The following is an 11,987-nucleotide window of genomic DNA, read 5'->3' as shown; positions in this document are numbered from 1 at the left end:
GGGTCCGTCTGGTCTGCCAGGTCCGTCCGTACGACGTGATGTGGGCGGCCAGCCCGGGGCGCATTCCTTCGAGCAGTTGCAGGGTCTCCTTGTGGACGAACAGGGCGCGGCTGCCCGGCCGTTCGCGTGCCTGCGGGTCCGCTTCCACGAGGGTGACCGGGAGTCCGTGGGCGCGCAGGCCGAGTGCGGCCGACATGCCCACGGGTCCGGCGCCCACCACGATGACAGGGCTCACGTCAGGCGCCGCCGGGATGCTCGGCGGTGGCGGTGGCGGTCGCGCCCTCGGTGAGCATGCGGGTGATCTCCACGCGCTTGACCTTCCAGGTGGAGGTCATCGGCAGTTCGTCGAACCGCCACTGCCGCGGGTAGGTCATCTGGGGGAGGTCGGCGGTCGCCTCGTGCCAGCGTTGCAGGTCGAGGGGCTGTTCGCCCCGGACGACCACCACCGGTACCGGCTCGCGGTCGACGCCCGGCACGATGACGACCTCGCGCAGTTCGTCGAGGCGGGACATCAGCGTGTCCTCGATCTCCAGGTTGCTGTGCACGGAGTCGATCTGGTCGATCTCACGGTCGATCAGGTAGAGGGCGCCCCATCGGTTCCGGTAGCCCATGTCGCCCATCTGCCACCATCCGTCGCCCAGTTGACGGTCGTACTGGTCCTGGGCGCCGAGGTAGGTGAGGATCCGGCCCCTGGTGCGGGCCTCGATACGGCCCGCTGTACCGGGCTGGGTGCGCCGTCCCTCGCTGTCTGCGATCCGGACCCGGGTGAAGCCAGGGATGCCGATCCCGACGCGGCGGCCGTCGGCCCTGGCCGCGCTGCGGCGCGTGTACCACTGGAAGGCGACCGGGCCCGTCTCGCTCTGCCCGTACAGCTGCATCAGCCAGGGTGAGCGCCGGTTCGACGCGCCGAGCAGCCGCTGCACCGTGCGCGGATGGATCGCGTCGAAGGTGCTGCCGTACGAGCGGACGCGGGCCAGCGGTGCGCCGGGCGCGTCGGCCAACTCCTCCCACAGGACAAAGGTGTTGGGGTGGGTCTCGACGATGCCGGGGCGGTGCCGTGCGAGCAGCGGGCCGGCGGCGGAGGGCTCGGGGTCGGTGATGAACAGCAGTGGGCTGCCGAAGTGCAGCAGTACGCCGAGCAGGTGGTAGAAGCGCGAGTGCACGAAGGACATGTGCAGCGCGGCCGTCTCGCCGCGGGTGGGCCAGCCCATGGCCTTCTGCGGTACGAGCCGGTTCCACATGGTGTTCGGGCAGTGCACGGCGAGCTTGGGGGTGCCGGTCGTGCCCGAACTGTGGGTGATCAGCGCGGGTTCGCGCGGGTGCAGCCGGACGGGCCCGTGGGGCGGGGCGCCCGCGTACTTGTCCAGCGGGACCGCTCCGGGCGCGTCGTCCACGCTGAGGGCCTGCCGGACGAGCCGGGCGACGTCGATGTCCTTGAGCGGTCCGGTGAGCTTCGCCCGGTCGGTGACCAGCCAGGGCTCGCGGAGCCGCTTCAGGAGCTGGCCGACGACGGGGCCCTGCAGGCCCGGTGAGAGCAGCACGGGGACGGCACCGATCCGGGAGACCGCACAGGTCAGCAGGACGATGTCGACGTTGTCCGTCTTGTGGACGACGACCTGCTCGGAGGGCCGGACACCGGCCTCCCACAGCCGCCCGGACAGGTCCTCGACCAGGGCGGCCAGGACCGGGTAGCTGAGGTCGAGACCGAGGTCGGGGCCGACGTCCAGCGGCCGGTCCAGGGTGACCGGGACGGCTCCGTGTCGGGCGACGGCCTGCTGGAACATCGGGCCGAGGTAGAACCCACGATCGGAGAGCAGGGACTGCGGCTGTGGCATGTGCCCTTTCCTTTCTGGGGTGTTCGCGATCACGGCCACGGTCACCACGCGCCCTGGCGGACGAGGTGGCGGCGGAGCTTGCCGGTCGGGGTGCGGGGCAGTGACGGCACGACGTGGACGGTTCTGGGAGCCTTGAAGGCGGCGAGGTGTTCGCGGGCCAGGCCGATGAGTTCGGACTCCAGGCCGGACCTGGTCGCCGCGAAGGTGGGGGCGGTCGAGGCCGACACGCCGATGACGACGTAGGCCCGCAGAGCGGTCGCGCCACGCTCGTCGGTGACGGCCGCGACGGCGACCTCGCGTACCGCCGGGTGCTTGCGCAGCACGGCCTCGACCTCCAACGGGGAGACGGTGATGCCGCCGACCAGCTCCATGTCGTCGGCCCGGCCCAAGTGCCGGTAGGTGCCGTCCGGTTCGCGTCGCGCGCGGTCCCGGGTGTTGAGCCAGCCGTCGACAAGGACGCGGTTCGTCTCGCCGGGCAGGTTCAGGTAGCCGGTCGTCAACGTCGGCCCCTTGACCCACAGTTCGCCCTCCGAGCCGGTCGGCACCGGGTCTCCCGCGCGGTCGCGCAGCTCCACGTCGAAGCCGGGGACCGGGCGGGCGACGGTGCCCGGGGTGTTGGCGTCGAAGCTGTTGGCACAGAAGGCGTGCCCTGCCTCGGTGGAGCCGATCTGTTCCAGGACGGGCGCGCCGAGCAGTTCGGTGACGCGTTCGCCGAGTCCTGCGGGCATGCCCTCTCCGGCCGACACCGCCGCGCGTACGGAGGCGAAGCAGGCGGCGTGTCCGTCGGCCCGGTCGGCGACCAGTGCGGCGTACGCGGAGGGGACGGAGTAGAGCAGGGTCACCCGGTGGCGGGCGACGAGTTCGTCCACCGCGGCGGGTGAGGGGCGCCGGTCGACCAGTACGGCGGAGGATCCCGAGAAGAGCGGGAAGGCGAAGGCGTTGCCGAAGCCGTACGCGAAGAACAGCTTCGACACCGAGAGGGTCACGTCGTCCGGGGTGATCCGCAGCAGCCGGTCGCCGATGAGCTCGTGGTACGTCCCGGGGTCGCCGTGGCAGTGCACAACTCCCTTGGGAGTGCCGGTCGTTCCGGAGGTGTACTGGATGTAGAGCGGGGTGCGCGGTCCGGCCGGGTGGGCGCCGGTGGTCGGCGGTGTGCTGCGGGTGAGCGCGACGAGCTGGTCGGCACCCAGCCGGGTCCGGCCGGCGAACCGCTCCTCCAGTCCCGGCCCGGTCACGCACAGGGCGGCTCCGGCGTCCTCGGCCATGAACTCGTGCTCGGCCGCGGGAAGTTCGGGATTGACGAGGACCGCGACCGCGCCGAGCCGGGCGGTGGCCAGGAACGCCGTGACCCAGGCGAGGGAGTCGGGCAGCGCGAGCAGCACCCGGTCGCCGGGGCAGACACCGTGGTCGGCGAGCACGCTCGCCGCGCGGGCGGCGAGGTCGTGCACCTCGCCGTGGGTCCAGGCCCGGTGGCCCTGGTGGAAGGCGGGCCGGTCGGTCCAGCCCTGGCCCTCGGCCAGTGCGGCCAGCCCGGAGGCCAGGTTCCCGGCCTCGGTCTCGGTGACACCGGCCGTGTCGGTGTAGCTCGGGGCGGAGGTCGTGGGCGTCATCGGATCTGCTCCTGCAGGGAGACCGGCTGGGCGGTCGTGGACTCGCGGAGGGCGCGTAACTGCGCGGCGGTCTTCAGCAGCATCTCGTCGTACTCCGCTTCGGGATCGGAGCCGAGGACGATGGCGCCGCCGGCTCCCAGGTGCATCCGGCCGCCGGTGATGACGGCGGTGCGGATGACGATGTTGAGGTCGGCTCCACCGCTGCAGCCGAGATAGCCGATGGCTCCGGAGTAGACCCCGCGTGCGGCGGTCTCCAGTGAGTCGATGATCTCCATCGTGCGCAGTTTCGGCGCTCCGGTCATCGAGCCGCCGGGGAAGCAGGCGCGTACGCAGTCCACGGCTTCCGTGTCTGCGCGGAGGCGGCCCTCGACGGTGGAGACGAGCTGGTGCACGGTGGCGTAGGTCTCGGTGGCCATGAGGTGCGGCACCCGGACCGTGCCGGTCTCGCAGACCCGGCCCAGGTCGTTGCGGAGCAGGTCGACGATCATCAGGTTCTCGGCGCGGGTCTTGGCGTCGGCGGCGAGCGAGTCCCGCAGCACGGCGTCCTCCTCCGGCCGGTCGCCGCGGGGCGCGGTGCCCTTGATGGGCTTGGCCTCGGCGACGCCGTCCCGGGTGATCCGCAGAAAGCGCTCGGGGGACGCGCCGGCCACGGCCAGGTCGCCGAACTGCAGGAAGGCCGCGTAGGGCGCCGGGTTGACGCGCCGGAGGACCCGGTAGTAGGCCAACGGGTCGGGCGGCGCGGGTAGTTCGGCGGCGTTGGTCAGACAGATCTCGTAACTCGTGCCGTCGTTCAGCTCGCGCTTGCACGCCTCGATGTCGGCGAGATAGGCCTCGCGGTCGCGTAACAGCCAGGGTTCGGCGGCATGCAGGTCCGGCTCGGACGCGGCCGGCGGGGTCACGGTGGGCGCGGCCGCGGACACGAAGCTCAGCTGCGCCACCGCGCTGTCGAGCCAGTCGTCGGCGTCCCGGGTGCCCTGCGGGGTGTTCTCCGCCAGGCAGACCGCGTAGGTGAAGCCGTCCTGGTGGTCGACCGCGATCAGCCGGTCGGCGAAGAGCCAGGAGGCGTCCGGGGTGTCGGCCCGGTGACGGTTCGGCGAGCCGCAGTCGGCCTTGAGCTCGTATCCGAAGTAGCCGACGTATCCGCCGGTGAAGTCGAAGGGCAGCTCGCCGGCGTCCACCCGGCGGGTCGCCAACTGCCGCTTCAGATAGTCGAAGACGCTGGCCCGCACCTTGCGCCGGGGCCGCCCGGGCCGCTCGACCTCACAGACACCGGACTCGACGTCGTACCGTACGAACTCGGCCAGCGGACCGGTGCCGTCGCCGAAGAACGAGAAGCGGGACTGGCCCGCCTCGACCCGCGAGCTGTCCAGCCAGAACGCCCTGGGCGCGTCGGCGCACATCCGGGTGAAGGCCGTCTCGGTGTCCACGGCGGTCGCGATCCGGCGGGTGTGCAGCCGGTAGCCGACGGGCGCGGAGCGCCGGGGGCGGGGTACGAACGCCGTGGCGGGGCCGCCTTCGGTACGGGACTCGCGCGTACGGGACTTGGTCAGGCGGACCCCGCGACTGCGCGCCGCCGTGAGGCCCCGGAAGTTCAGGAACAGCCGGTGGCCGTACTCGGTGAGGATCGACTCGGGGTGGAACTGCACGCCCCACAGCGGCCGGGTGCGGTGCCGCAGCCCCATCAGGACGCCGTCCTCGGCCCAGGCCGTGCCCTTGAGGCTCGCCGGCAGCGGTTCCCGAACGGACAGCGAGTGGTAGCGGACCGCGGTGAAGTCCTGCGGGAGTCCGCTGAACAGGCCCTCGCCCGTGTGCCGGATTCTGGAGAGATGGCCGTGCCGGGGCTCCGGTGCGGCCATCACCCGGCCTCTCTCGCCCACCGCGATGCCCTGGTGTCCGAGGCAGACGCCGAGGACGGGGACATCGGACTCGGCGAGCACCGTGGCGCTGATGCCGAAGTCGCGTGCCCGGTCGGGGTGTCCCGGTCCCGGGGACACCACCACGTTGTCGAACCCCCGGAGGTCCGGAAGGTTGTCGGCCGAGGTGTCGTTGAGGATCACCACCGGCTCCTCGCCGTTGACCTCGGCAATCAGCTGGAACAAGTTGTATGTGTACGAGTCATAATTGTCGATGAGCAGGGTCTTCACCCGCCCACCCCCCTTTGGTCGTTCTCAGCCTTGTGCAGCCCGTCGTTTGTGCCGTCCGCGGATCGCCTGCAACGGCGGGTACAGCCATTTCTTGAAGAAACGCTGCAGCCGCGGCATGAGAATCCACGTGACAATGGCCGTCACGGCCAGGCAGAGGAACAAGGTGCGGATGAGAGGGTTGAAGTCACCGAGATAAGGAAGCACAAGCAAATTGAATATGAGTACAGGAGGGAAGACCGCGCTCATATTCACGAACCATAACTTCCACTTCGGTGGCGGGCGTGGTGCCGCCGCGGTCGCGGAAGGGGTTTCGGTCAGGGACTCGAACCAGGCCTTCGAGCCCTGCACGGTTCGTCGGCCCGCCTCACGGGCCAGCATCTCCCCACGGGCCTGCCACTCGGCCCGCTCGACCGAGTTGTCCCAGGCCAGGGCGGAACCTTCACTGGTGAAGCGGTAGACCACATGCCACTCCGCCTCTCCGTCGACAAGTACGCCACCGCCGAGAAAGCCCGGTTCCTGCGCGGTCGCACGCAGTACGCCCCACCCCCAGGAGTGGAACTCGGCCTCGCGGCCCGGTACCACTCGATACGCGACGGTGACGGTAACGGGATTCCTGGTCACGCCTCTGAATACGGAAAGGCGAGACCTGATGTTCAACTCTCAACGGAGTTTTTGCGTGCGGTCGGGAAAGCAGCACTTTGCCACCTTTGCGCCCACCTTGGCAGCTTTTGCCGCGCCGTACTTCGGGTAACATTTGCGAATTTCTGAAACCGCTTGCCGGGTTCTCGAAGAAAGCGGCACCATCGGCCTCGGAGGCACCGTTCGCCGGCGACGTGAAGAGCCGAAAGTTGAGCCGAACAAGCCGGATCTGAAAGAGCAAGAAGGAGACCCATGTCCAGGTATGACTGGAGCATGACCCACGAGGGAATCGACCGGGCGCGCGCCGAGATCGAACCGGCCCGAAAAGAAGTGACCGCCCATCCGATTTACCAGCGGATAAGCACCCGGGAGGACATGGCGACCTTCATGGAGCACCACGTCTTCGCGGTGTGGGACTTCATGTCGCTGCTGAAGTCCCTCCAGCGGCAGCTGACGTGTGTGGAGGTCCCCTGGGTGCCGCGCGGCTCGCAGGTGAGCCGCCGGCTCATCAACGACATCGTGCTGGTGGAGGAGAGCGACGAGCTGGACGGCGGTTTCACCAGCCACTTCGAGCTCTACCGGGGCGGCATGGTCGAAGCGGGGGCGGACACCTCACGCCTCGACACGTTCCTCGCGCTGCTCGGGGAGGGCCATGACGTGCAGGCGGCGCTGCGGGCCGCCCAAGTACCCGGCCCTGCCGCCGAGTTCGTCACCACGACGTTCGGAATCATCCTCGACAGGCCCCTCCACTGCCAGGCGGCCGCCTTCGCCTTCTCCCGGGAGGACCTCATCCCGGACATGTTCGACCAGGTGATCAAGAAGGAGGGTTCCGACCGGTTCCCGATCTTCTGCGACTACCTGGCCCGGCACATCGAGGTCGACGGCGAGGAGCACACACCCATGGCGATGGCCATGGTGGCGGACCTCTGCGGCGACGAGGACACCCGCTGGAAGGAGGCCGCCGAGACGGCCACCCTCGCCCTGGAGGCCAGGTCCCGCCTCTGGGACGCAATCGTGAGGGCCATGGACCAGACGAACAACTGACCCCGCCTCTCGGGCAGGGCCCTCCGCCGCCCCCTCAGGGGCGCGGGGAACTGCGCGACCAGCCACGACGCAACCGCGGCCGACAACGCACAGCACGCCCCGCGGCGCACACAGCACATCCGGCGGAGCCTCACCGCCCGCGGGGCGCCGCCGTACTGTCCCGCACCACGAGCCGCGTAGGCACAAGCGTCGTCCCGTGCTCCGCCGCATCGTGGCGCATCTGCCGCAGCACGCCCTCGACACAGCGCCGCCCCACCTCGGCGAAGTCCTGGTGGACGGTGGTCAGGGGAGGCAGGAAGGACCCCGCCTCGGGGATGTCGTCGAAGCCGATGACGCTGACGTCGTCGGGCACGTACCGGCCCTGCTCGTGCAGGGCCCGCAGCAGGCCCAGCGCCATCTGGTCGTTGGCCGCGAACACCGCCGTGCAGTCCTGCTGCGCGGCGAGTTCGAGGCCGGCCCGGTAGCCGGACTCGGCCGACCAGTCGCCGCGAACCAGCGGTGGCGCCGTGCAGCCCGCCTCGGTGAGTTCGGCACGCCAGGCGTCGGCGCGGCGCTGGGCCGCGAAGGACTCCTCGGGACCGGCCAGGTGCCAGACGGTCCGGTGGCCGAGGTCGAGCAGATACCGCACCGCGGCGCGTGTCCCGCCGGCCTGGTCGGTGTCGACCACGGTGTAGCGGTCGCCGGCGTCCGAGTCTGCCACGACGACCTGGATGTGGGGCGGCAGGGTGAGGGCCACCGCGTCGAGCAGGTGCACCTCGAGGATGACGATGACGGCGTCGACGGCCAGCTCCCCCAGCCGGGAGAACGCTCCGCGCACCTCGTCCTGCGTGGGAACGGCGACGGGCAGCAGCGTGACCGCGTACCCCTCGTGCGCCGCCGAGGTGGCGATCGCCTCCAGTGTGCGCACGTTGCCCGTGGTGGAGAGGCCGAAGGTGATGACGCCGATGGTGCGGAACTCGCCGCGCTTGAGCGCCCGGGCGGCGCTGTTGGGCCGGTAGCCCAGTTCCTGCATGGCCGCCAGGACCTGCTGCCGGGTCTCCTCGTTCACACCCGCGTAACCGTTCGAGACTCGCGAGACGGTCTGCGAGGAGACGCCCGCCAGTCGGGCGACATCCGCCATGGACGCGCTCTGCGTCCGGCGGGAAGCCCTTTTTCCGGCACGCGCCGGCGCCTTCGGCCTGCTCACCGAGGCGTTGTCCGCTGTGTCCACCCGTCTCCCTCGCTGTCCGAGCCGCAGTTTCCTCAAATGACCCTTGACCACCGTCAACGGGGCAGTGTAGACATGCCGCCATCAGATGTTTACGTAAACATAACAGGCCACGACCTGCTTCGGGACTGGATGTTTACGCAAACATCAGCGGCGTACGACGCCGGGTTCGCGAGAGGGACGAGCGAGGAACGACATGACGACGCTACAACCGCCGGCGGCAGCCAAGCGGCGCCCGGACCGGCCTCCGGCGAAACGGGACCGCCGCTCCTGGACGGGGTGGGGTTTCATCGGTCCCTTCGTGGCCGTGTTCGCCCTCGTCTTCCTGGCCCCGATCGTGTACTCGATCTACCTCAGCCTGTTCCGGGACCAGTTGATCGGTGGCACCACCTTCGTCGGCCTGGACAACTACACACAGGCCCTCAAGGACGAGCAGTTCTGGGACTCGCTCGCACGGGTCTCGCTCTTCCTGGCCGTACAGGTTCCGATCATGCTCGGCATCGCCCTGCTGATCGCCCTCGCGCTGGACAGCGGACGCCTGTACGGCAAGGACTTCTTCCGCATCGTGATCTTCCTGCCGTACGCCGTGCCCGCCGTGGTCGCCACCCTGATGTGGGGCTTCATGTACGGCACGAAGTACGGGCTGGTGGGCGACATCAACTCGGCCTTCGACGTCACCCTGCCCGACCCGCTCTCGTCCGACCTGGTCCTGGCGTCGATCGGCAACATCGTCACCTGGGAGTTCATCGGCTACAACATGCTGATCTTCTACTCCGCGCTGCGGGTCATCCCGAACTCGCTCTACGAGGCCGCGGAGATCGACGGCGCCGGGCAGTTCCGGGTCATCACCGCCATCAAGCTCCCCGCCATCCGCGGCGCCCTGGTCATCGCGACGATCTTCTCGATCATCGGCAGCTTCCAGCTCTTCAACGAGCCGGCCATCCTGCGGCCGCTGGCGCGCAACGCGATCACGACGGACTTCACCCCGAACTTCTACACGTACTCGCTGTCCTTCAACGGCCAGCAGCACAACTACTCCGCGGCGGTCGCCATCATCATGGGCCTGATCACCATGGTCATCGCCTACGTCGTGCAGCTCCGCGGCATGCGCAAGGGAGCGTGAACCATGAGCAGCTCCGTCACCACCTCCCAGCCCGCACCCGCCCAGAACTCCGGCGGATCCAAGGGCGCGCCCCGTCTGCGCACGCGCCGGGCGCACGTTCCCGGGCGCCCCAAGCGCAGTGTGCTGCTGACCGTACTCACCGGCCTGGTCCTGCTCTACACCGTGGTGCCCCTGGTGTGGCTGGTCATCAGCGCCACCAAGACCCAGGAAGGACTCGGCGACTCGTCCGGGCTGTGGTTCAGCAACGACTTCGCCCTCTGGGACAACATCAGCGAGACGTTCTCGTACCACGACGGCATCTTCGTCCGCTGGCTGCTGAACACCCTGCTGTACGTGGTGCTCGGTGCCGGTGGCGCCACCCTCCTGGCGATCCTGGGCGGCTACGCGCTGGCGAAGTTCAGGTTCCCCGGGAAGCGCGCCGTGTTCGCCGTGGTCATCGGCGCCGTCGCCGTCCCCGGTACCGCGCTGGCGGTGCCCACCTTCCTGATGTTCAGCAAGATGGGGCTCACCGACACTCCGTGGGCGGTGATCATCCCCTCACTCGTCTCGCCGTTCGGCCTGTATCTGATGTGGGTCTTCGCCACCGAGGCGATCCCCAACGAACTGATGGAGGCCGCCCGGATCGACGGAGCGGGCGAGGTGCGCACCTTCTTCCAGGTGGCCCTGCCGCTCCTCGCCCCCGGCACCGTGACCGTGCTGCTGTTCACCACGGTCGCCACCTGGAACAACTACTTCCTGCCGCTGATCATGCTCAAGGACCCGGACTGGTACCCGCTGACCCTGGGCCTGGACTCCTGGAACAACCAGGCGCAGACGATCGGCGGTGACGTGATCTTCAACCTGGTGATCACGGGTTCGCTGCTCACCATCATCCCCTTGATCGCCGCGTTCCTGCTGCTGCAGAGGTTCTGGCAGTCCGGGCTCGCCGCCGGAAGCGTCAAGGAGTGACTCCGCCCGCAAGGCCCCCTCGGTCCCGTCTCTTTCACCTTCATCTCCTCACCCTCACCCTGTCCCACCCACGAAGAAGTGGAAGCACCTCCATGCGCAGAACCACACGCCGCCTGATGCGCGGCCTCGCCGTCCTCTCCGTCCTCGCCCTGGGCGCCACCGCCTGCGGCGGCTCCGACGACGACAGCTCCGGCCAGAAGCCGGTCTCCTCCGACGACATCCAGGCGGCCCTCAAGAAGGGCGGCTCGGTCACGGTCTGGGCCTGGGAGCCCACGCTCAAGTCGGTCGCCGCCGACTTCCAGAAGAAGTACCCCAAGGTCAAGATCAACCTGGTCGGCGAGCGGTCCGGCGACAAGCACTACACGGCCCTGTCGAACGCCATCTCGGCCAAGAAGGGCGTCCCGGACGTCGCGCAGGTCGAGTACTTCGCGCTGAGCCAGTACGCCCTCACCAAGGGCCTCACCGACCTGGCCCCCTTCGGCGCCGACAAGCTCAAGTCCAAGTACACCCCCGGCCCGTGGAACGCCGTGAGCGAGGGTGACAAGGTCTACGGCCTGCCGATGGACTCCGGCCCGATGGCGATGTTCTACAACAAGAAGGTCTTCGACAAGTACAAGATCGCGGTCCCGACCACCTGGGACGAGTACGTCGAGGCGGCCCGCAAGCTCCACAAGGCCGACCCCAAGGTCTTCATCGCCAACGACGCCGGCGACGCGGGCTTCACCACCAGCATGCTGTGGCAGGCCGGTTCGCGTCCCTACAAGGTCGACGGCACCAAGGTGTCGGTCAACTTCGACGACGCGGGCGCCAAGAAGTACACGGACACCTGGCAGAAGCTGATCGACGAGAAGCTCGTCTCGCCGATCAACGGCTGGACCGACGACTGGTACAAGGGCCTGGGCGACGGCACCATCGCCACCCTGACGACCGGCGCCTGGATGCCCGCCAACTTCGTGACCGGTGTGCCGAACGCCGCCGGTGACTGGCGCGCGGCGCCGATGCCGGCCTGGACCAAGGGCGACAAGGCGACCGCGGAGAACGGCGGCAGCTCCCTTGCCCTGCCCGAGCTGGGCAAGAACAAGGAACTCGCCTACGCCTTCGTCGAATACGCGAACTCCGGTGACGGCGTCGCGACCCGCATCAAGGAGGGCGCCTTCCCGGCGACCACCGCGGAGCTCCAGGACAGCGCGTTCCAGAACAAGGAGTTCGAGTACTTCGGCGGCCAGAAGGCCAACGAGATCTTCGCCGAGTCGGCGGCCAACGTCGCCTCCGACTGGTCGTACCTGCCCTTCCAGCAGTACGCCAACTCGATCTTCAACGACACCGTCGGCAAGGCCTACGTCGGCAGCACCAAGCTCTCCGCCGGCCTGAAGTCCTGGCAGGACGCCTCCATCAAGTACGGCAAGGAACAGGGCTTCACCGTCGACTAGTCCGACA

At 69.1% G+C, this 11,987-nt stretch carries 9 protein-coding genes and 1 pseudogene; 4 read left to right on the top strand and 6 right to left on the bottom strand.

Annotation, left to right across the window (positions count from 1 at the left end):
- The 5 genes and pseudogenes from O3Q52_RS05545 to O3Q52_RS05525 all read right to left on the bottom strand — a co-directional run.
- Positions 1 to 196 (bottom strand): annotated as a pseudogene (locus O3Q52_RS05545) (monooxygenase); the annotation flags it as partial.
- 40 nt (positions 197 to 236) lie between these two features.
- Positions 237 to 1,835, bottom strand: a complete 1,599-nt coding sequence (locus O3Q52_RS05540; protein ID WP_269647660.1) for a class I adenylate-forming enzyme family protein — start codon at positions 1,833 to 1,835, stop codon at positions 237 to 239.
- Between the two features lie 41 nt (positions 1,836 to 1,876).
- Positions 1,877 to 3,445, bottom strand: coding sequence for an AMP-binding protein (locus tag O3Q52_RS05535; RefSeq protein WP_269647659.1), 1,569 nt, complete (start codon positions 3,443 to 3,445; stop codon positions 1,877 to 1,879).
- Positions 3,442 to 5,589 carry an aminodeoxychorismate synthase component I gene (pabB, locus tag O3Q52_RS05530; protein WP_269647658.1) on the bottom strand — a complete coding sequence of 716 codons (2,148 nt, stop codon included), beginning with the start codon at positions 5,587 to 5,589 and terminating at the stop codon, positions 3,442 to 3,444. Before pabB ends, O3Q52_RS05535 begins: the two co-directional genes overlap by 4 nt.
- A 24-nt stretch (positions 5,590 to 5,613) precedes the next feature.
- Positions 5,614 to 6,210: an antibiotic biosynthesis monooxygenase gene (locus tag O3Q52_RS05525; protein WP_269647657.1), complete on the bottom strand. Its 597-nt coding sequence runs from the start codon at positions 6,208 to 6,210 to the stop codon at positions 5,614 to 5,616.
- A 270-nt stretch (positions 6,211 to 6,480) separates the two neighbouring features.
- On the opposite strand from O3Q52_RS05525, the gene O3Q52_RS05520 reads away from it, so the two are divergent.
- Positions 6,481 to 7,272: a DUF3050 domain-containing protein gene (locus O3Q52_RS05520; protein WP_269647656.1), complete on the top strand. Its 792-nt coding sequence runs from the start codon at positions 6,481 to 6,483 to the stop codon at positions 7,270 to 7,272.
- A gap of 130 nt (positions 7,273 to 7,402) precedes the next feature.
- On the opposite strand, the gene O3Q52_RS05515 is transcribed toward O3Q52_RS05520, so the two are convergent.
- Positions 7,403 to 8,392: a LacI family DNA-binding transcriptional regulator gene (locus O3Q52_RS05515; protein WP_269647655.1), complete on the bottom strand. Its 990-nt coding sequence runs from the start codon at positions 8,390 to 8,392 to the stop codon at positions 7,403 to 7,405.
- 283 nt (positions 8,393 to 8,675) lie between these two features.
- On the opposite strand from O3Q52_RS05515, the gene O3Q52_RS05510 reads away from it, so the two are divergent.
- The 3 genes from O3Q52_RS05510 (at position 8,676) to O3Q52_RS05500 (ending at position 11,980) form a co-directional block, all read left to right on the top strand.
- Positions 8,676 to 9,602: a carbohydrate ABC transporter permease gene (locus O3Q52_RS05510; RefSeq protein WP_143642529.1), complete on the top strand. Its 927-nt coding sequence runs from the start codon at positions 8,676 to 8,678 to the stop codon at positions 9,600 to 9,602.
- A 3-nt stretch (positions 9,603 to 9,605) separates the two neighbouring features.
- On the top strand, positions 9,606 to 10,550 hold the full coding sequence (locus tag O3Q52_RS05505; RefSeq protein WP_269647654.1) for a carbohydrate ABC transporter permease: 945 nt from the start codon (positions 9,606 to 9,608) through the stop codon (positions 10,548 to 10,550).
- Between the two features lie 92 nt (positions 10,551 to 10,642).
- On the top strand, positions 10,643 to 11,980 hold the full coding sequence (locus O3Q52_RS05500; protein ID WP_269647653.1) for an ABC transporter substrate-binding protein: 1,338 nt from the start codon (positions 10,643 to 10,645) through the stop codon (positions 11,978 to 11,980).
- Positions 11,981 to 11,987 lie beyond the last annotated feature (7 nt).

This window comes from Streptomyces sp. ActVer (genome assembly GCF_027270795.1).
Taxonomy (GTDB): domain Bacteria; phylum Actinomycetota; class Actinomycetes; order Streptomycetales; family Streptomycetaceae; genus Streptomyces; species Streptomyces umbrinus_A.
This window is presented reverse-complemented; position numbering and strand designations above follow the sequence as displayed.